Origin of the sequence: Delftia sp. WSY_22 (assembly GCF_043104185.1) — a bacterium.
Lineage (GTDB): Bacteria > Pseudomonadota > Gammaproteobacteria > Burkholderiales > Burkholderiaceae_C > Comamonas > Comamonas tsuruhatensis.
The window spans coordinates 387,367-407,373 of record NZ_JBICKN010000059.1; the positions used below are offsets into that span (position 1 = coordinate 387,367).

The following is a 20,007-nucleotide window of genomic DNA, read 5'->3' on the forward strand; positions in this document are numbered from 1 at the left end:
GCTGGCCACGCGCGTGCCCGGCCCTGGCGCCCCCTCGGACCATGCATGGTCTTCCAACTTGCAATGCGAGCCATTGAAGCTCCCTCCCCCTGCTTACTTTATGAACATGTTGACGCTGGACCGCAGGCACAGCGCATGCGCTCCGCAGGCCTGGGCCTGCTCCTTTTCCGTGGCCTGGGCATTGACCTCATAGAAGTCCGTGCAGCCGGTGGCGGGTGCATCCAGCGCGGACGTCGCACTACCCGACTTGGGACAGGCGGTCGTGATGTATCGGGGATACCAGTACCCATCGGGCTTCTGAAACCCGGCCGCCTTGGCCTTGGTCGTCCGGAAATCCGTACCGAGCCCGATGGAGTCCGTACGCACATCGGATACCGAGCAGGGAATGCCGCTGCCCTCGGCCACCGGAGTGCCGGCGCCATTGCAAGGCTTGAGTGCGACGGCATGCTCCAGCAGCTTGCGCTCGCCTTCTCGCAGCGTGCCATCCGCGGTTTCATACAGCCGCTGGCTATCCACCATGTTGGCGGCGATGCGTGCCTCCAGCGTGGCCACGCGCATGCCGACCACCGCCAGCAGCAACACCAGCAGCAGCATGATCATGGACACCAGCAAGGCATTGCCGCGCTGGCGCCCGTGCAGGACACAGGACATGCAGCGGCGGCTCCGGGCTCCGATCAGCGCGGTCATGGCATCAGATTCCTCAGGGTGAGCGTGCCGGTGGCCAGTTGCAGCAGGGAGCCGGCATTCGCATCGCATCGGGCCCGGGCGCCGCCCAGTTGCGCCCAACGCTCGCAGACGGTGGAGGTCATGCCCTGCGTCACCTTGCCGGAGCTTTCCAGCAAGAGGGCAAGGCGCAGGGAACGGATGGCTTCCTGCTTCCCGGGCAACGTGGCCGTGAAGGCATCGACCCTGCGTATCGCGCCGGGCGCTGTCTGCCGATCGATGCCGAACTCGAAATGCACCGCCCGCACGCCATCGGCGAGCGGCACAACCTCCTGCGCGGCCCGGCAGACCAGCACACCACTTTCGACGGTGTATTTCTCCGCGAACATGCCGGTCGCCGGCGCCGGAGCGTCATAGGGGCCGGCGGCCCCCAGGTTCGCCGGCGTGCCCGCACAGTCGGTTTCCGCAGCGTCCCGGGGCTGGAAGCGAAGGCAGATGGTCTGCGCGTCAGCCGCGTAGAGCGCCTGTCCCTGGGCGAACTGGCAGCCGTTGGGATGGGGCGAGGAATCGGCAGGAAATGCGTCGAACATCGCCTGCGAAGGGTCTCTCCTGTAGCCTGCCTTGGAGAACTCGGAGTCCAGCACGGCCAGCGCCAGCCTGCTGTTGCCGAGGTTCTCGCTCTGCCCCACGCGAAAACCGAAGCTCGACAGCCCCTGCATGTAGATGGTGGTGGCAATCAGCACGAGGAACAGGCCGATGGCCAGCGCCACCAGAATCTCCACCAGGGACAGGCCCGCCTGGGACGGCATGCGCATGCGGCACGCCCGTGCGCCCGGCCCGCGCTCAAAGCCGCGACCGCAGCGTGAATGTGCAAAATTCATTGTCGCTTCCATCCAGACATTGGCCTTTCTTGACCGGCCAGGCCACCGTCACGGACACCAGGCCGTCGGCATCGGCGCTCACGGCGAAGGAGCTGTCGATGCGGTCCTCGGTGAGATCGGGCACCAGCTTGCGGGCCCGCTCGCCCCAGCAGGCCAGGCGCTGCGCCCGCGGCTGGGGCAAAGGCTGGCAGGCCACGGGTGCCGCGGGCATCGCGGCACCCTCCAGCTTCTGGTAGCCGCCCAGTTCCGCCACGGGCACGCCCTTCGCGTCCAGGACCGTGGCCGTGTCCCCCCGCAGGGTCTCCAGCAGCTCGGAAGCCAGCATGGATGCCAACTGGCGCCGCTCGGTATCCACGGTGTATTCAATGGCACGCACATGGATGCGCACGGCGCCCAGGAGCCCCACGGCCACCAGCAGCACGGCGACGAGTACCTCGATAAGGCCTGCGCCGCGTTGCCTGCGAGAAGGAAAAGGAATGGACATGTTGCAGACCCGTTGCACGCGCATCAGCAACTGCCGCCGGCAGGCAGCCGCTGCTGGCGCACAAGCCCGGCGCGGGTCACTCTCAGGCATTGCATGCGCGTGGCATGGCGAGCCGTGACGGTCAGCGTGTACAGCGTGCTGGCGCCGGAGAACTGCCTGGCGGTCCCCGTGGTTTCGAACAGGACACCCTGGGAAGAATCACCGGAGGGCGAGACGGTCACGGCATCAGGCACCCGGGCCTCGCGCACCAGTTGCCCGCCCGACTTGGCGGACCATGTCTGCCCCGCGCCCACGAAGCTGCTTTCCACCCGTTTGTAGACCGCTTCGGAGCGAGCCAGCTGCAGCAACGACTGCAACTCGAGCGCAGCCGAGCTGACGCGCTGGTTGGCTATTTGAGCGATGAAGGAAGGAGCGGCCAGAGCGGCCAGAATCGCGACCAGCGCCACCACCACCATCATCTCGATGAGGGTGAAGCCACGGGGCCATTGCCATGTGCCGCCTGGACAGCCGTTGCGCGTGTAACCGGGGTTTTTCATGCAAGCGTGCTTCTCGTTGCCGGGGAACCATGCGACAGGCCTGCAAGCCCTGCGCCATTGCTCTTGATTGATGTTTGCAATCGTAATGCAAAGGCAATTTGGAACACCTATTGAAACAGGTTATGGGACAAATATAGGACTTGTCTTATAAAAACCTGCGCAAAGCGCAACACCCCATCCAGCAAGCCCGGCCCGCCGTCCGCGCACGCAAGCTCGGCGGGACGGCCCGCGCAACGGGCATGGCATGGCCACGGTGGCGATACGACAGGTCCCGAAGTCAGGCAGGCAGGCCTCGCACCAAGCGCCTGAAAATCCACCGCAGCATGAGCGGCCGCAATCCAGCCGCAGCGCAATTGGCGATGCGAATATCCCGTCTGCTTCCAGCCCGAGGAAGATAAAGTTTGCGCCCAAAGCAAAAATCCCCAGTGCATTTCTGCACTGGGGATTTTCTTGTTTGGGGTGGCTGATGGGGCTCGAACCCACGACAACAGGAATCACAATCCTGGACTCTACCAACTGAGCTACAGCCACCGTTGAAGCATTCGATTATATGCCAAAAACCAGCAGACAAATGCTTTGGAACAGGCGTTGCGTGACGGATCGGGTGCAGCAGGAACAACGGCGCATCGGGGGAAGCGGGCAAAGGGCAGGATGGCGCCATCCTCCATGCAGCCGCAGCCGCAGCCGCAGCCGCAGCCGGCAGGAGCCTTGCCCGGCGTCCCTGGACGCTTTCGGGGGCAACCAGTCCCCCTGCCGCCCAAAGCAAAAATCCCCAGAGCATTTCTGCTCTGGGGATTTTTTTATTTGGGGTGGCTGATGGGGCTCGAACCCACGACAACAGGAATCACAATCCTGGACTCTACCAACTGAGCTACAGCCACCGTAGAAGAACGCTATTCTATTCCAAAAAACCGCTTGATTTCTGAAATTTCTGTTTTTCTAGAAATTTCCCTCATCAGGGGCGCGGGACCTTGATCTGCACCTTGAGCTGTTTCTTGAGAAGCTCGTAGTATGCCATAGCTTCCGCCACGGCCGAGCTTCGCAGGAAGTCCTGCTTCTGCGCGGCAGCCGCCTGCGCATCATCGGCCGGACGCTCGACGATGCGGTTGATCTTGACCACGGCATAGCCTTGCGCGCCCAGGTCAACACCCGTCCACGCAGGCAGCTGGGCCGTGGGCGCACGCAGGGCAGCGTCCACCACTTCGCGCGACTGGCCTTCGGGCTGGTCACGGCTGATCACCTTGGCTGCGGGCAATTGCGCCGCGTCAGGCTTGGCCTTCCATGCGGCGAGCTTGGCTTCGCCATCGGCCTTGGCCAGTTCGGCGGATTTTTGCGCCACATACAGGGTGCGCAGCTTGTCGCCGACCTCGGCCATGGGCAGCGTGCGGGCAGGCGTGTACTCCACCACGCGGCCGGCCACCAACTGGTTGGAACCCAGCTCCACCGCATCGGTGTTGCGCTTGTTGTTGAGCGAATCGCTGGAGAACAGCGCCTCCAGGAAACGGGGATTGGCCAGGGGGCCCTTGACGTTGGGGCCGGGCTGGCGCGTCACATGGTCTGCCTTTTGCACGGTGAGCTTGAACTTCTCGGCCACGGGCTGCAGACTGTCCGACTGCTCGTAGACCGCGTTGGAGAAGCCTTCCGCCAGTTCGGCGAACTTGCGCTGCGCCTGCTGCTGCTTGAGTTCAGCCTCCAGCTTGGGACGCATCTGCTCGAAGCTCGGCGCCTTGGGCTTCTTGATGTCCACCAGCGAGATGATGTGGTAGCCGAAGTCGCTGTGCACCACGTCGCTGATGTCGCCGACCTTCATGCCGAAGGCTGCGTCCTCGAACGGCTTGACCATGGCGCCACGACCGAAGTAGCCCAGGTCGCCACCCGATGCAGCGGAGCCGCCGTCCTGCGAGTTGGCCTTGGCCAGCTCGGCGAAGCGCTTGGGGTCCTTGCGCAGCTCGGCCAGCAGTTCCTCGGCCTTGGCCTTGGCCTTCTCCTGCTCTGCCGCGGGGGCATCCTTGGATGCGTTGATCAGGATGTGGCTGGCGCGGCGCTCCTCGGGACCGGCCAGGCGCTCGGCGTTCTGGTTGTAGTAGGAACGCACATCGTCTTCGCTCAGCGTGATGCCGGCCTCGATGCTGGGCACATCCAGCAGCAGGTATTCCACCTTGGCCTGCTCCAGTTGCTGGAACTGGCTGGTGTGGGCGTCGTAGTAGGCCTTGAGGTCGGCCTCGGTGGGCTGGACCTTGCTGGCGTAGGCGCTGGCTTCGAAGCGTGCCACCTGCACTTCGCGGCGCTGGTACAGCGCATCGATGGCCTGCTTGACCTGGGCGTCGGTCGCAAAGGCCGTGCCCGTGACGCCACCCATCACCTGGTTCATGGACAGTTCGCGGCGCAGATTGGCCTCGAAGCCCTCAGGCGTCAGGCCCTGCGATCCGACCAGGGCGCGGTAGGCTTCGGCATCCATGGAGCCATCCGGCTTCTTGAGCGCGGCAATCGCGGGAATCTCCTGCAGCGTGCGCACCAGCTGTGCATCCGATGCGGCCAGGTGCATCTTCTGCACGGCAGCGGCCAGCACCTGGTCACGCACCATCTTCTCCAGCGTGGCGTAGCGCGCCTGCGGCGAATCCAGCAGCTTGGGGTCGACGTTGGGGTTCTCGGCGCGCAGGCGGTCGCTTTCCATGCGGTGCGCGTTCTCCCAGTCGGCCTGTTTGATCTCATGTCCATCCACACGCGCGACGATCACGCTGGATTCGGTGAAGTAGTTCTGGTTGACCCCCACGAAGATGAACGAGGGAATGATCAGCAAGAACAACAAGATCATCACGAACTTGGAATGCTTGCGGATGGATTCGAACATGGTCTGTCTTTCAGTGGCAGAAATAGAAAAGGCGAACTTTCGTTCGCCTTTTGTTCTTGGTGGGTGCTGACGGGGTCGAACCGCCGACCTACGCCTTGTAAGGGCGCCGCTCTACCAACTGAGCTAAGCACCCCACCTTGACTGGTGTCAGTTCAGGGCATCCTTCAATGCCTTGCCCGGACGGAACTTGGGAACCTTGGCGGCCTTGATCTTGATGGTCTCGCCGGTGCGGGGGTTGCGGCCCGTGCGGGCGGCGCGCTTGCCAACGGCGAATGTACCAAAACCAACGAGCGACACTGTACCACCCTTTTTGAGGGTTTTCTTCACAGCCTCAATCGTGGAATCCAGTGCGCGAGCAGCCGCAGCCTTGGAGATGTCGGCGTTGTTAGCGATGTGCTCAATCAGTTCGGTTTTATTCACAAGATGCCTCTGGAGAAATAAGTGAATGGAATGTCTCTGCGGCCACCAACTTGGCGCGACCAGAAACCCGGCGCGACGGATACGGAATCTGGCTTGCCGTTCGACGCTTGCCTCGGGGCAGGCATCGGTGAATTAAAGCCATCGACCTTCCAGGTGTCAATGCACGCTGTGCATCGCAACGACAGGGCACGATTCTATGCGGTTTTGGCGCCAGCTTTGGCTTTGCGGCCGGTTTTTTGCGCGCAGCGGGTGCTAGCGGCTTCACGAATTGACAAGGGTTGACAATGGACTTGCCCGCCGCAGGCCTTGCCAGTGCTGCAATGCGCCTTGGTGCTGCGCGCCGGCAAGGCTGCAGCAGCTGCCCTGCCTCACTCATATGCTTCCAAAAGAAGAGCACCCCAGACCGCCCCGCATGTCAGGCGCATGGGCTGGGGGAGCGATCCGCAACGCCCTCAGTGCGTGACCCGCGCGCGGATCTCGGGCAGGGCTTTTTGCAGGTAGTACACCATGGACCAGACGGTGAGCACGGCGGCCACCCAGATCAGCACCTGGCCCCAGACGCCGGTGTCGATCATGCCGAACACACGGCCGTCGTACAGCAGGAAGGGGATGGCCACCATCTGCGCCGTGGTCTTGAGCTTGCCCAGCATGTGCACGGCCACGCTCTTGCCCGCGCCCAGGTGGGCCATCCATTCGCGCAGGGCCGAGATGGCGATCTCGCGGCCGATGATGATCAGGGCCACGAACACATCGGTGCGCTGCAGATGCACCAGCACCAGCAGCGAGGCGCAGACCAGGAACTTGTCGGCCACCGGATCGAGGAAGGCGCCGAAGGCCGATGTCTGGTTGAGCTTGCGCGCCAGGTAGCCGTCCAGCCAGTCGGTGGCCGCGAAGACGATGAACATGACCGTGGCGACCAGGTTGCGGGTCGCCACGTCGAAAGGCGCATAGAACACCCCGACGATCAGCGGAATCGCGACGATCCGCGTACAGGTCATCAAGGTGGGGATTGTGAGAAACATGGCCGCCATTGTGTCACGTACCTTGGTGTTTGAGGTTCTGTTTGCGGGCCTGCGGTGCAGCCCGCGGGACAGTCGTTTCAATGCAATGCACGGTAGATATCTTCAGCCAGCGCGGCCGAGATGCCGTCCACGCTGCACAGGTCTTCCACCGTGGCTTCCGACACGCCGCGCACGCCGCCGAAGCGCTGCAGCAGGCGCGCGCGCTTCTTGGGGCCCACGCCCGGAATCTCCTCGAGCTTGCCGCCGCCCACGCGCACCTTGGCGCGCGCCGCGCGCATGCCGGTGATGGCGAAGCGGTGGGCCTCGTCGCGGATCTGGGCCACCAGCATCAGCGCGGCCGAGTCGTAGCCCAGGTAGATCTTCTCGCGCCCGTCGGCAAAGACCAGTTCTTCCAGGCCGACCTTGCGCCCCTCGCCCTTTTCCACGCCCACGATGCGCGAGACATCGAGCCCCAGCTGCTCGAAGACTTCGCGCGCCATGCTGACCTGGCCCTTGCCACCGTCGACCAGTACCAGGTCCGGCAGTTGCGGCTGCTTGCCGGTGAGCTCGGCACCGCCCGCCTCTCTTTGCGCCTCGGCCACGCGGCTGTAGCGGCGCGTCAGCACCTGGCGCATGGCGGCATAGTCGTCGCCGCCCGTGATGCCTTCGATGTTGAAGCGCCGGTATTCGCTGCTTTGCATCTTGTGGTGATGGAAGACCACGCAGGAGGCCTGCGTGGCCTCGCCTGCCGTGTGCGAGATGTCGAAGCATTCGATGGTGAGCTCGTCCAGGTTCTCGCAGGCCAGGTCCAGCGCCTCGACCAGCGCGCGCGTGCGCGCCTGCTGCGAGCCTTCTTCGGCCAGCAGGCGGGCCATCTGGATGTCGGCGTTTTTTTGCGCCATCTCCAGCCAGATGCGCCGCTGCTCGCGCGGCTGCTGCACGGCGGTGATGCGCACGCCGCCTTGCTCGCTCAGCAGCGCCAGCAGTTTCTTGTCCACCGGGTGGCTGACGATGAGCACGGGCGGCACGGCCACGCCGGTGTAGTGCTGGGCGATGAAGGCCTCCAGCACGATCTCCTCGACCGGCCGCGCGGACTCGGCAAGACTGGCCTCTTCCTCGCCGGCGTAGACCGAGGCGGCATCGCCCAGGTTGGCGGGAAAGTACGGCCGGTCGCCCAGGTGGCGGCCGCCGCGCACCATGGCCAGGTTCACGCAGGCGCGGCCGCCCTGCACCTTCACGGCGAGGATGTCCACGTCGCGGTCGTCGGCGGTTTCTATGACCTGCTGGTGCAGCACGCGCGACAGTGCCGTCATTTGGTTGCGCACCTCGGCGGCCTGCTCGTATTCCATGCGCCCGGCGTGCTCCATCATGCGGGCCTCCAGCTGGCGCAGCAGTTCCTGGGTCTCGCCGCGCAGCATGGCCTCGGCATTGCGCACATCCAGCGCATAGGCTTCGGGCGAGATCAGGTCCACGCAGGGGCCGGAGCAGCGCTTGATCTGGTAGAGCAGGCAGGGCCGCGAGCGGTTGGCGAAGACCGTGTCCTCGCAGGTGCGCAGCCTGAAGACCTTTTGCAGCAGCTGGATGCTTTCCTTGACGGCCCAGGCATTGGGATAGGGGCCGAAGTAGCGGTGGCGCTTGTCCACGGCGCCGCGGTAGTAGGCCATGCGGGCAAAGAGCTGGTGGGCCGGCTCGCCATCCCGGCCGTCGCGCGCGGCGACGCCGGTGATCTTCAGATAGGGATAGCTCTTGTCGTCCCTGAACAGGATGTTGTACTTGGGTTGCTGCGTCTTGATCAGATTGTTTTCGAGCAGCAGGGCCTCGGCCTCGGAGCGCACCACCGTGGTCTCCATGCGGGCGATCTTGCTCACCATGTGGCCTATGCGCGTGCCGCCATGGTTCTTGGTGAAGTAGCTGGAGACGCGGCGCTTGAGGTTGATGGCCTTGCCCACGTACAGCAGCGTGCCTGCCGCGTCGAAATAGCGGTAGACGCCGGGCAGGCCCGGCAGCGCTGCCACCTGGGCCAGCAGTTCATCGGAATGGGGTTCGGACATGCGCCTATTGTGGCCGCTGCCCGGGCCCGCCGCAGCGGGCCTGCGGGCCCTCGGGCTCTTACTCGGCCTCGATCTTCGAGGACTTGACCACCTGGGCCCAGTTGGCCCAGTCGGTCTTGACCATGGCGCCGAGCTGCTGCGGGTTCATGTAGTCGGCCGTGGCGCCCTGCTCCTGCGCCTTTTGCTTGAAGGCCGGGTTCTCCACGACCTTCTTGAGGTCTGCCGTGAGCTTGTCGATCACGGGCTTGGGCGTGGCGGCGGGCGCGAACACGGCAAACCAGGAGGTGGCGTTGACGCCTGCGTAGCCGGCCTCGGCCGTGGTGGGCGCATCCGGCAGGCTGGGCAGGCGCTGCGTGCCGGTGACGGCCAGCACGCGCAGCTTGCCGCTTTGCACATGGGGCATGAAGGGCGGCGCCGTGCCGAAGGTCAGGTCCACCTGGCCACCCAGCAGGTCCTGCAGCGCGGGGCCCGTGCCCTTGTAGGGCACGTGGACCATCTTGATGCCGGCCTGCTGCTCCAGCATGGCGCCGGTCACGTGCTGCAGCGATCCGTTGCCGGAAGAGGCGTAGTTCAGCTTGCCCGGGTTGGCCTTGGCATAGGCCACGAGTTCGGCCAGCGTCTTCACGGGCAGCTCGGACCGCACCACGATGATCTGCGGCGCCGACAGCACATTGGCCACGGGCTGGAAGTCGCCCTGCTCCCAGGTGCGGGCCTTGGTCAGGTGGGGCGAGATCACGTGGTAGCCCGAGTACTGCATGAGCAGGGTGTAGCCATCGGCCTCGGCACGCTTGACCAGGCTGGCCGCGATGGAGCCGTTGCCACCGCCCTTGTTGTCCACCACCACCGACTGGCCGATCACCGGCGCCAGGGCCTGGGCCGCCATGCGCGCGGCCAGGTCGGTGGTGCCACCGGCTGCGGCCGGCACGATCATGGTGATGGTCTTGGCGGGGTAGCCGCCCTGCGCCAGTGCGGCTGTGCCGCCCAGGCCCAGTCCTGCGATGGCCATGGCCACGGCTGCGATCTGTCTGCGTTGAATCTTCTTCATCTTTGTCTCCTTGGTTTGCTCGGTTCTTGTGAATGAGAATGCGCGCCGGCCTCAGCCCTTGGCCAAAGCCCGTTCGCGGATGGCTGCAAAGTCGGCCGGTGGCTGGTGCAGGTCCAGCCGCGCGCCGGCCTTGGCGATCTGGCTGGCCGTGTCATGGCCGATCAGCGCGGGCAGGCTGCGCGCGGCCGCGACGATCTGCGCCAGGTCCACGCCGGTGTCGTAGCCCATGAGCTGCAGCGCGTGGACGATGTCCTCCGTGCAGGCATTGCCCGAGGCGCCCGGCGCATAGGGGCAGCCGCCCAGGCCGCCGATGGAGGCATCGAAGCGGTCGCCGCCCGCCTCGATGGAGGCCAGCACATTGGCCAGCGCCATGCCGCGCGTGTTGTGGAAATGCAGGGTCATGCCCAGCTGCGGCCAGCGCTGCCGGAAGGCGGCCACCATGGCGCGCACCTGGGTCGGGAAGGCCATGCCCGTGGTGTCGCACAGCGTGATGCCCTGCACGCCCAGATCGGCAAAGCGCTGCACCCAGCCGAAGACTTCCTGCTGCGGCACATCGCCCTCCATGGGGCAGCCAAAGCAGCACGACAGCGAGACATTGACGGGCACGCCCGCCTGCTGCGCCGTGGCCACGACCTGGGCCAGCGCCGCGAACGACTGGCTGCGCTGCATGCGCAGGTTGCACAGGTTGTGGGTCTCGCTGACCGACATGACGAGGTTGAGTTCGTCCGTGCGCGCCTCGATGGCGCGCTCGGCGCCCCGCGCATTGGGCACCAGGGCGGTGTAGACGGTGCCGGGGCGGCGCTCTATCTCACGCATGACGATTTCGCCGTCGCGCAGCGCGGGAATGGCGGTGGGCGAGACAAAGGCCGTGACCTCGATCTTGGACAGGCCGGCCTGCGACAGTGCATTGACCAGGGCGATCTTGTCCTCGGTGGGGACAAAGGCCTGCTCCATCTGCAGCCCGTCGCGCGTGCCGACCTCGTTGAAGAAAACGCGGCGGCCCGCGCCCTGCCAGACATCCGTGGTGTGGACGGCGTTCATTGGATCACTCCCTTGCTGCGCAGCAGCGCAATCTGTTCGGCCGTGAGGCCGGCCTCGGCCAGCACCGCGTCGGTGTCGTCGCCCACATGGGGGGCGCTGGTGCGCACCGTACCCGGCGTGAGCGAGAGCTTGGGCACGATGCCCGGCACCTCGATGTCGTCGCCGTCGCGCGTGTGCTGGCTGAGGATCATGTCGCGGGCGCGGTAGTGCGGGTCCTCGGCAATGTCCTTGGCGGTGTAGACCTTGCCGGCCGGCACGCGTGCGGCGGCCAGTTGGTCCATCACGGCCTGCACGCTCTGCGTGCGCGTCCAGCCGCCGATGACGGCATCGATCTCGGCAATGCGCGCCACGCGGCCCGCGTTGTCGGCCAGTTGCGGATCGTCAGCCAGGTCCTGGCGGCCGATGGTGGCCATCAGGCGCTTGAAGATGGAGTCGCCATTGCCGGCCACCAGCACCCAGCCGTCCTGGCAGGGATAGGCGTTGGACGGCGCAATGCCCGGCAGCGCGCTGCCTGCGGCCTCGCGCACGGCGCCGAAGGCGCTGTATTCGGGCAGCAGGCTTTCCATGACGTTGAACACGGCCTCATGCAGCGCCACGTCGATGACCTGGCCGGCACCGCCGTTCACCTTGCGGTGGTACAGGGCCATCATCACGCCGATCACGCCATGCAGAGCGGCCAGCGTGTCGCCAATGGACACGCCCACGCGCACCGGTACGCGGCCCGGCTCGGCCGTCAGGTGGCGCAGGCCGCCCATGGCCTCGCCGATCACGCCAAAGCCCGGCAGGTCGCGGTAGGGGCCGGTCTGGCCGTAGCCCGAGATGCGCAGGATGACCAGCCCGGGGTTGAGCGCATGCAGCTGCTCGGGCGACATGCCCCAGCCCTCCAGCGTGCCGGGGCGGAAGTTCTCGACCAGCACATCGGCCTCGGCGATCAGGCGCCGGGCGATGTCCTGGCCCTCCTGCTGGCGCAGGTCCAGCGCCACCGAACGCTTGTTGCGCGACTGCACCTGCCACCAGACCGAGGTGCCGTTCTTGATCAGGCGCCAGTTGCGCAGCGGATCGCCCGCGCCCGGCGCCTCGATCTTGACCACGTCGGCGCCGAACTCGCCCAGCGTCTTGCCGCAGAACGGCCCGGCGATCAATTGCCCCATCTCGACCACGCGCACGCCGCTGAGCGCGCCGGGTGGGGGGGCCTGCCTTGTCTGTTGTGTCATGGGTAAGCGCTTCCTCTTTGTCTCCTGCGGCCGGCCTCCGATGGCATTGCCGCGGCGCCGATCTTGCCGCCGTCCGCGCCGGCCGCAAAACGCTCAAGCGCGACGCTGCCATCGCAAACCGGCATGGCAGAACCCAGCCGGGCGGGCCGGGAGATAATCGCCACCCCATGAAACTCGACCCGATTTCGCTGCGCCTGTTCGTGGCCGTGATGGAGGAAAGCGCCATCGCCCGCGCCGCCGCACGTGAACACATCGCCCCCTCGGCCGCCAGCCGGCGGCTGGCCGAGCTGGAGAGCCAGCTGCAGGTGGAGCTGTTCACCCGCAGCAACCGCGGCAGCGTACCCACGGCCGCCGCCTATGCACTGCTGAACATGGCGCGCGGCGTGCTCAATGACCTGGACGGCATCGGCGAGCAGATGCGCGAGTACGGCAGCGGCCTGCGCGGCCATGTGCGCGTGATGGCCAACATCTCGGCCATCACGCAGTTCCTGCCCTCCCAGCTGCAGCGCTTCCTGGACCAGCACCCGCATGTGGACGTGCGCTTGCAGGAGCGGGTGAGCAGCGACATCGCGCGCGCCGTGGCCGACAACGAGGCCGATATCGGCATCCTCAACCAGGGCAGCTACGGCGAGAAGATCCGCCTGCGCCCGTACCGGCGCGATCGCCTCATCGTCATCGTCCCCCAGGGCCATGCGCTGGCGCGCCGGCGCTCGCTGCGGCTGGCCCAGGTGCTGGACCATGACCTGGTGGGCATGCACGCCGGCAGCGCGCTCAACCACCAGATCACGCGCGCCGCGGCCGACCTGGGTCTGCAGCCCCGGCTGCGCATGAAGGTCACGGGCTATGACGCGCTGTGCCTGATGGTGGCCTCGGGCCTGGGCGTCGGCATCCTGCCCGAAGGCAGTGCCCGCCTGTACCTGGGCGCCCTGCCGCTGCGCTGCATTGCGCTGGACGAGCCCTGGGCCGAGCGCCAGCTGATGCTGTGCGTGCGCTCGCAGGAGGCCCTGCCGCCCGTGGCGCAGTTGCTGGTCGAACACCTGTGCGAACCCTGACTCCCATGCTTGCCTTCAACCCCATCCCCCCGGCCCCTCTGCCAGAACAGGCCGCTGCACGGACCTGGGACATCTTCTGCCAGGTAATAGACAACTTCGGCGACATCGGCGTGTGCTGGCGCGCGGCGGCCGACCTGGCCTCACGCGGCCAGCGCGTGCGGCTGTGGATGGACGACGCCAGCGCCCTGGCCTGGATGGCGCCCCGGCCCCACCCGGCCGGGCTCAGCATGCACGGCTGGCCCACGCAGGCGCAGGACATTCCGCAGGCCGTGGGCGATGTGGTCATCGAGGCCTTCGGCTGCGAGATCCCGCCGCCCTTTCTGGCGGCCATCGCGCGCCGCGCACCGCTGTGGATCAACCTCGAATACCTGTCGGCAGAGGACTATGTGGAGCGCTGCCACCGCCTGCCCTCGCCGCTGATGTCGGGGCCGGCTGCGGGGTTGACGCGCTGGTTCTTCTATCCGGGCTTCACGGCCGCCACGGGCGGCCTGCTGCGCGAGCCGGACCTGGCCGCGCGCCAGGCGGCTTTTGCTTCCGGGGGCCGGCAGGCCTGGCGCACACGCCACGGCATAGGCACCGGCGATTGCGCCATCTCGCTGTTCTGCTACGAGCCCCCTGCCCTGCCGCACTGGCTGTACCAGCTGCATGCAGCGCCCCCTGCGCCGCAGGCCACGCATTTGCTGGTGACCCCGGGGCGCGCAGCCGCCGCCGTGCAACAGGCCATGACCAGCGTGCCCGCCACGGAACAAGGCGCGGTGACCCGGCATGCGCTGCAGCCCTGCCCCCAGCCGCAGTTCGACGAGATGCTCTGGGCCTGCGACCTGAACCTGGTGCGCGGCGAGGATTCGCTGGTACGCGCGCTGTGGGCCGGCCAGCCCCTGGTCTGGCACATCTATCCCCAGCACGACGACGCCCACCACGACAAGCTACACGCCTTCCTGGACTGGCTGCAGGCGCCGGCCAGCCTGCGCGCCTTCCACCATGCCTGGAACGGCATGGCACCGGCAAGCACCCTGCCCGCGATCACGCCTGCGCTGCTGCGGCAATGGCAGGACTGCGCACTGGCCGCGCGCGCGCGGCTGCTGCAACAGACCCCATTGATTGAGCAGCTGCAAGCTTTCGTGACCGAAAAAAGCTAGAATGCACGTTTTGCCTCCCTGGAGGCGCCGTTGCGGGCGACCGCCAGCCGGCCGCCATCGACCAACCAGGGTTGCACCCGCCGCGGAACTGCGGCAGGCGCACCGTCCCAGCGACTTCGCTTGCCTGCCCTGTTGAGCGGCTTCAACCTCAGCCAAGCAAGCTATGAAAATCGCTCAAGAAATCCGCGCCGGCAACGTGATCATGCACGGCAAGGACCCGATGATCGTCCTGAAGACCGAATACGCTCGCGGTGGCCGCGGCGCCGCCACCGTGCGCATGAAGCTCAAGGCCCTGCTGTCGAACATGGGCACCGAAGTCGTGTTCAAGGCCGACGACAAGATCGACAACGTGATCCTGGACAAGAAGGAGTGCACCTACTCCTACTTCGCCGATCCGATGTACGTCTGGATGGATGCCGAATACAACCAGTACGAAGTGGAAGCCGCCAACATGGGCGACGCCATCAACTACCTGGAAGACGGCATGCAGGCCGAAGTCGTGTTCTACGACGGCAAGGCCATCTCCTGCGAACTGCCCACGTCCGTGGAACGCGAAATCACCTGGACCGAACCCGCCGTCAAGGGCGACACATCGGGCAAGGTGCTCAAGCCCGCCAAGATCGCCACCGGCTTTGAAGTGCCCGTGCCCCTGTTCGTGAGCCAGGGCGACAAGATCGAAATCGATACCCGCACGGGCGAGTACCGCAAGCGCGTCTAAACAACGCTTGCAGTTCCCTCTGCGAAGCCCCTGGCAGTCTCTGCCAGGGGCTTTTTCTTTGGGCGCGCGGCATCCATGCAGATATTTACCCGGGTTTAATTGACTTGCATATTTTACCCGGCTAATATCTAGCACATGACTACCGACTCTTGCATGGCGGGCGCCGAGCCCGCACCCAGCTACACCATCTTCCAGGGCCATGGCCGCCTGCTGCAGGGGGACAGGCCTGCCGTCCTGCAGTTCCTGCAAAGCCATGAACAGCAGCCGCAAGGCAGCGGATCGGCGCCGCCGCTGTGGGTTTTCGACGACCACAGCGGCATGCGGCTGGACCTGGACTGGCGCAGCGAACTGGCCGCATCGCCCGCACCCGGACAAGCCGCCGCACCGCGCAGCGTGGGCCGCCCCAAGCTGGGCGTGGTGGCACGCGAAGTCACCTTGCTGCCACGGCACTGGGAATGGCTGAACCGCCAGCCCGGCGGCGCCTCCGGCGCACTGCGCAGACTGGTGGACGAGGCGCGTGGCAAGCATGCCGCACAGGATGCCGTGCGCGCCGCCACCGAGGCCGCCTACCGATTCATGAGCGAGATGGCGGGCGACCTGCCCCATTTCGAGGACGCCAGCCGCGCCCTCTTTGCACACCAGGCCGACGCCTTTGCAAGGCACACCGCCACCTGGCCCGAGGATGTGCGAAGCTATCTGCAGCAACTGAGCAGCGCTGCCTGGTCCTCGCCGCCATCGCCAGGGCAGGACTGAAGCCCCCGCCTTCCATTGCATTTTCTCGTCGCATTAACAGACACAACATGACGAAACCTAACGAACCTCTGCCCCAGGCTGCTGCGCCTGCCGCATCCAGCCCCGCCGGGCCGCCCATCGCCCACGGCACCCAGCCACTGTGGCGCACCTTCCTGGTGTTCCTGGGCCCCATGGTCCTGGCCAATATCCTGCAGTCGCTGTCGGGCACCATCAACAGCGTCTTCATCGGCCAGATGCTGGGCGTGCAGGCCCTGGCGGCCGTCGCGGCCTTTTTTCCGGTGATGTTTCTCTTCATCGCCTTCGTGATCGGCCTGGGCGCAGGCTCCTCGGTGCTGATAGGCCAGGCCTACGGTGCGCGCATGCACGACAAGCTGCGCGCCATCGCAGGCACGGCCATGTGCATAGGGCTGCTGTTCGGCGCCGTCGTGGCCCTGTTCGGCGGACTGTTCACCGAGCCGCTGATGCGTCTGCTGGGCACGCCGCCCGACATCATGGAGCAGGCCACGCTGTATTCGCGCATCGTGCTGCTGGGCATGCCGGGGCTGTTCGTGTTCCTGCTGGCCACCTCGCTGCTGCGCGGCGTGGGCGACACGGTCTCGCCCATGCTGGCCCTGCTGATCTCCACCGGCACGGGCCTGGTCTGCACGCCGGCGCTGATTGCGGGCTGGGGCGGCCTGCCGCGCCTGGGCGTGGCCAGCGCGGGCGTATCCATGATCCTGGGCTTCACCCTGGCCCTGGCCTGGCTGGGCTGGCGGCTGCGCCGCATAGCCAGCCCGCTGGCGCCCAATGCCGCGCTGTGGAAAGCCATGCGCATTGACCGGACCCTGCTCAAGAGCATCCTGCGCGTGGGCATTCCCACGGGCGTGCAGATGATCGCTTCGTCCATGGCCGGGCTGGTCGTCGTGTCGCTGGTCAACGGCTTCGGCTCCAGCGCCACGGCAGCCTACGGTGCGGTCAACCAGATCAACTCGTTTGCGCAGTTCCCGGTCATTTCGGTGGCCATCACGGCCTCCATCCTCGGAGCCCAGGCCATTGGCGCGGGACGCAGCGAGCGCCTGGGCGCCATCACGGCCACGGCCATCCGCATGAACCTGGCATTGGGCGCCGCCCTGGCCCTGATCGGCAGCCTGTTCGCGCGGCCGCTGCTGGGCATGTTCATCACCGACGAGCAGGTGCTGGTGCTGGCCATCGAACTGCTGTACATCGTGCTGTGGAGCGGCCTGCTGCTGGGCTGCTTCATTGCCCTGTCGTCCATCATGCGTGCCAGCGGCGATGTGGTCATTCCCACGGCCATCACCATCACGGTGCTCGCCGTGCTGGAGCTGCCCATGGCATGGTGGCTGAGCCGCAGCTTCGGGCTGATGGGAATCTGGATGGCCTTTCCGCTGTCCTACACCCTGACGCTGTGCCTGCAGACCGCCTACTACAAGCTGGTCTGGAAGAAGCGCCCGATCCGCCGCATGGTGTAAGGCGTGCGCCATGCAAAACAGGCTTCCCGAGGGAAGCCTGTTTTTTTTGGGTGGGCAAAGCGTCAGGCGTTCAGGTCCAGCACCACGCGCCCTTCGATCTTGCCTTCATGCATGCGCGCGAAGATGTCGTTGATGTTCTCCAGCCGGTCGGTGGACACGGTAGCCTTGACCTTGCCCATGGCCGCGAAATCCAGCGACTCCTGCAGGTCCAGCCGCGTGCCCACGATCGAGCCGCGCACCGTCACGCCGCTGAGCACCATGTTGAAGATGGGCAGCGGGAAGCTGCCGGGCGGCAGGCCGTTGAGCGATACCGTGCCGCCGCGCCGCACCATGCCCAGCGCCTGCTCGAAGGCCTTGGGCGAGACCGCCGTGACCAGGGCGCCGTGCGCGCCGCCGATCTCTTTTTTCAGATAGGCCGCCGGGTCCGTGGTCATGGCATTGACCGTGACCTGTGCGCCCAGGCGCCGGGCCAGCGCCAGCTTGTCGTCATCCACGTCCACCGCCGCCACGTTCAGGCCCATGGCCTTGGCATATTGCACGGCCATGTGGCCCAGGCCGCCGATGCCCGAGATCACCACCCAGTTGCCGGGCCTGGTGTCGGTGACCTTCAGGCCCTTGTAGACCGTGACGCCCGCGCACAGCACGGGCGCGATCTCGATCAGGTCCACGCTGCCGGGCAGCAGGCCCACGAAATTGGCATCGGCCAGCGCGTACTGCGCAAAGCCGCCGTTGACGGAGTAGCCGGTGTTCTTTTGCTGCTCGCACAGCGTCTCCCAGCCGCCCAGGCAATGCTCGCAATGGCCGCAGGCCGTGTACAGCCACGGAATGCCCACGCGGTCGCCCTCCTTCACATGGGTGACGCCCGCGCCCACGGCGGCCACATAGCCCACGCCTTCGTGGCCGGGAATGAAAGGCGGATTGGGCTTGACGGGCCAGTCGCCCTTCGCCGCGTGCAGGTCGGTATGGCAGACGCCGCAGGCCTCGATCTTCACCAGCACATGGCCGGGATCGGGCCTGGGCACCTGGACTTCCTCGATGGTGAGCGGCTTGCCAAACTCCCGCACCACGGCGGCCTTCATGGTCCTGTTCATTCGCGCCATCCTTTCTTTGCGTCAAAGTAGGTACAGCATTTCAGCGAAGAGGTCCGGCCGCCTTGATCGATATCAGGCACTGGTCCGGAAAAGACAAAAAAAACGGGCAAGGAGAACCTTGCCCGTTTTCGGGAGATGGCAGAACGGCAGGCTTACACGGGCTGGCCCACCAGGTCATGGCCTTGCGTGCCCACGATGCGCGCCTTGACGAAGTCGCCCACCTTGTAGGTCTTGCTGGCCTTCTCGGGCGGCAGCAGGTGCACCAGGCCGTCGATCTCGGGGGCATCGGCATAGCTGCGGCCCACGCCACCCTTCTTGCCCAGGCCCACGGACTTGTCCACCAGCACCTGCATGGTCTGGCCCACGCGCTTTTGCAGGCGCGCAGTGGAAACCTCCTCGGCCACGGCCATGAAGCGCGCGCGGCGCTCCTCACGCACTTCCAGGGGCAGCATGCCGGGAATCTCGTTGGCGGCAGCGCCTTCGACCGGGCTGTACGCAAAGCAGCCCGCGCGGTCGATCTGCGCCTCGCGCAGGAACTGCAGCAGGTGCTCGAACTCCTGCTCCGTCTCGCCGGGGAAGCCCGCGATGAAGGTGGAGCGGATCACCAGGTCCGGGCAGATTTCGCGCCAGCGCTGCAGGCGCTCCAGGTTCTTTTCACCGTTGGCGGGGCGCTTCATGCGCTTCAAGACATCGGGATGGCTGTGCTGGAAGGGCACGTCCAGATAAGGAAGCACGCGGCCCGTGGCCATGAACGGAATGATCTCGTCCACGCTGGGGTACGGGTAGACATAGTGCAGGCGCACCCAGGCGCCATAGGGCTCGGCGATCTCGGCCAGCGTCTGCACCAGTTCGAGCATGCGCGTCTTCACCGGCTTGCCGTCCCAGAAGCCCGTGCGGTACTTCACGTCCACGCCATAGGCCGAGGTGTCCTGGCTGATCACCAGCAGTTCCTTGACGCCGCCCTCGAACAGTGCGCGCGCCTCCTTGAGCACATCGCCCACCGGACGCGAAACCAGATCGCCGCGCATGGAAGGGATGATGCAGAAGGTGCAGCGGTGGTTACAGCCCTCGGAAATCTTCAGGTAGGCGTAGTGCCTGGGCGTGAGCTTGATGCCCGCCTCGCCAAAGGCGCCCGGCACCAGGTCGATGAAGGGATCGTGCGGCTTGGGCAGATGGGTGTGGACGGCATTCATCACCTCCTGCGTGGCGTGCGGACCGGTCACGGCCAGCACGCTGGGGTGCACTTCCTGGATCAGGTTGCCGCCATCCTTGCCCGCCTTGGCGCCCAGGCAGCCCGTGACGATGACCTTGCCGTTCTCGGCCAGCGCCTCGCCAATGGTGTCCAGGCTCTCGCGCACGGCGTCATCGATGAAGCCGCAGGTGTTGACGATCACCAGGTCAGCGCCCTCGAAGGTCTTGGAGGTCTGGTAGCCCTCGGCGCTGAGCTGGGTAAGGATGAGTTCGGAGTCCGTGAGTGCCTTGGGGCACCCGAGGGAGACGAAGCCCACGCGCGGAGCGGCCGCGCCGGCAGGGGTTGTCATGGTTGTTGCGTCGCTCGTGGGGGTCATAGGGGCGATATTGTCCCAGTTCTGCGCGAA

The 20,007-nt window shown here is 66.2% G+C and carries 18 protein-coding genes and 3 tRNA genes; 5 read left to right on the plus strand and 16 right to left on the minus strand.

The genetic code is table 11. The features are described 5' to 3' along the window. Window positions 1-93: 93 nt before the first annotated feature. The 14 genes from ACF8NF_RS27455 to ACF8NF_RS27520 form a co-directional block, all read right to left on the minus strand. Window positions 94-687: a PilX N-terminal domain-containing pilus assembly protein gene (locus ACF8NF_RS27455; RefSeq protein WP_047327167.1), complete on the minus strand. Its 594-nt coding sequence runs from the start codon at window positions 685-687 to the stop codon at window positions 94-96. Then, the gene (locus ACF8NF_RS27460; RefSeq protein WP_392451648.1) at window positions 684-1,478 is read right to left on the minus strand and encodes a prepilin-type N-terminal cleavage/methylation domain-containing protein; all 795 of its coding nucleotides are present in this window, start codon (window positions 1,476-1,478) and stop codon (window positions 684-686) included. Before ACF8NF_RS27460 ends, ACF8NF_RS27455 begins: the two co-directional genes overlap by 4 nt. Window positions 1,479-1,506: 28 nt before the next feature. After that, complete coding sequence (gene pilV / locus ACF8NF_RS27465; protein ID WP_392451649.1) at window positions 1,507-2,028, minus strand: type IV pilus modification protein PilV; 522 nt, start codon at window positions 2,026-2,028, stop codon at window positions 1,507-1,509. Between the two features lie 23 nt (window positions 2,029-2,051). Then, the gene (locus ACF8NF_RS27470) at window positions 2,052-2,564 is read right to left on the minus strand and encodes a GspH/FimT family pseudopilin (RefSeq protein ID WP_016445404.1); all 513 of its coding nucleotides are present in this window, start codon (window positions 2,562-2,564) and stop codon (window positions 2,052-2,054) included. Between the two features lie 455 nt (window positions 2,565-3,019). Then, window positions 3,020-3,095 (minus strand) — tRNA-His (locus ACF8NF_RS27475). A 274-nt stretch (window positions 3,096-3,369) separates the two neighbouring features. Beyond that, a tRNA-His gene (locus tag ACF8NF_RS27480) sits at window positions 3,370-3,445 on the minus strand. 74 nt (window positions 3,446-3,519) lie between these two features. Continuing rightward, window positions 3,520-5,415, minus strand: a complete 1,896-nt coding sequence (locus ACF8NF_RS27485) for a SurA N-terminal domain-containing protein (RefSeq protein ID WP_016445403.1) — start codon at window positions 5,413-5,415, stop codon at window positions 3,520-3,522. 57 nt (window positions 5,416-5,472) lie between these two features. Further along, window positions 5,473-5,548 (minus strand) — tRNA-Val (locus ACF8NF_RS27490). Window positions 5,549-5,562: 14 nt separating this feature from the next. After that, complete coding sequence (locus ACF8NF_RS27495; protein WP_012204727.1) at window positions 5,563-5,835, minus strand: HU family DNA-binding protein; 273 nt, start codon at window positions 5,833-5,835, stop codon at window positions 5,563-5,565. Window positions 5,836-6,287: 452 nt separating this feature from the next. Further along, window positions 6,288-6,857, minus strand: a complete 570-nt coding sequence (gene pgsA / locus ACF8NF_RS27500; protein ID WP_026062576.1) for a CDP-diacylglycerol--glycerol-3-phosphate 3-phosphatidyltransferase — start codon at window positions 6,855-6,857, stop codon at window positions 6,288-6,290. A gap of 77 nt (window positions 6,858-6,934) precedes the next feature. Further along, window positions 6,935-8,887 (minus strand): excinuclease ABC subunit UvrC, encoded by a 1,953-nt coding sequence (gene uvrC / locus ACF8NF_RS27505; RefSeq protein WP_046237912.1) that lies wholly within the window; start codon window positions 8,885-8,887, stop codon window positions 6,935-6,937. Between the two features lie 58 nt (window positions 8,888-8,945). Continuing rightward, window positions 8,946-9,932 carry a Bug family tripartite tricarboxylate transporter substrate binding protein gene (locus ACF8NF_RS27510; protein ID WP_392442501.1) on the minus strand — a complete coding sequence of 329 codons (987 nt, stop codon included), beginning with the start codon at window positions 9,930-9,932 and terminating at the stop codon, window positions 8,946-8,948. A 51-nt stretch (window positions 9,933-9,983) separates the two neighbouring features. Then, a complete protein-coding gene (locus ACF8NF_RS27515) occupies window positions 9,984-10,973 on the minus strand; it encodes a hydroxymethylglutaryl-CoA lyase (RefSeq protein ID WP_017406150.1) in 990 nt (329 codons plus the stop codon). Continuing rightward, window positions 10,970-12,187, minus strand: coding sequence for a CaiB/BaiF CoA transferase family protein (locus ACF8NF_RS27520; RefSeq protein ID WP_392451651.1), 1,218 nt, complete (start codon window positions 12,185-12,187; stop codon window positions 10,970-10,972). Before ACF8NF_RS27520 ends, ACF8NF_RS27515 begins: the two co-directional genes overlap by 4 nt. A 167-nt stretch (window positions 12,188-12,354) precedes the next feature. Here ACF8NF_RS27520 and ACF8NF_RS27525 point away from each other — a divergent pair, with 167 nt between their 5' ends. The 5 genes from ACF8NF_RS27525 (at window position 12,355) to ACF8NF_RS27545 (ending at window position 17,318) form a co-directional block, all read left to right on the plus strand. Beyond that, window positions 12,355-13,239, plus strand: a complete 885-nt coding sequence (locus ACF8NF_RS27525) for a LysR family transcriptional regulator (protein ID WP_017406152.1) — start codon at window positions 12,355-12,357, stop codon at window positions 13,237-13,239. A gap of 5 nt (window positions 13,240-13,244) precedes the next feature. Then, window positions 13,245-14,378, plus strand: coding sequence for an elongation factor P maturation arginine rhamnosyltransferase EarP (gene earP / locus ACF8NF_RS27530; RefSeq protein ID WP_392451652.1), 1,134 nt, complete (start codon window positions 13,245-13,247; stop codon window positions 14,376-14,378). Window positions 14,379-14,541: 163 nt separating this feature from the next. Further along, complete coding sequence (gene efp, locus ACF8NF_RS27535) at window positions 14,542-15,096, plus strand: elongation factor P (protein WP_016445346.1); 555 nt, start codon at window positions 14,542-14,544, stop codon at window positions 15,094-15,096. A gap of 153 nt (window positions 15,097-15,249) precedes the next feature. Continuing rightward, entirely contained in the window at window positions 15,250-15,849 is a 600-nt protein-coding gene (locus ACF8NF_RS27540) for a DUF2239 family protein (protein WP_343740084.1), read from the plus strand. Window positions 15,850-15,896: 47 nt separating this feature from the next. Beyond that, window positions 15,897-17,318: an MATE family efflux transporter gene (locus ACF8NF_RS27545; RefSeq protein ID WP_017406155.1), complete on the plus strand. Its 1,422-nt coding sequence runs from the start codon at window positions 15,897-15,899 to the stop codon at window positions 17,316-17,318. 62 nt (window positions 17,319-17,380) lie between these two features. Here the strand turns inward: ACF8NF_RS27545 and adhP are convergent, their stop codons facing one another. Together adhP and rimO are read right to left on the minus strand one after the other, a co-directional pair. Continuing rightward, on the minus strand, window positions 17,381-18,409 hold the full coding sequence (gene adhP / locus ACF8NF_RS27550; RefSeq protein WP_244386361.1) for an alcohol dehydrogenase AdhP: 1,029 nt from the start codon (window positions 18,407-18,409) through the stop codon (window positions 17,381-17,383). A gap of 152 nt (window positions 18,410-18,561) precedes the next feature. After that, a complete protein-coding gene (gene rimO / locus ACF8NF_RS27555; RefSeq protein ID WP_047468807.1) occupies window positions 18,562-19,950 on the minus strand; it encodes a 30S ribosomal protein S12 methylthiotransferase RimO in 1,389 nt (462 codons plus the stop codon). Window positions 19,951-20,007 lie beyond the last annotated feature (57 nt).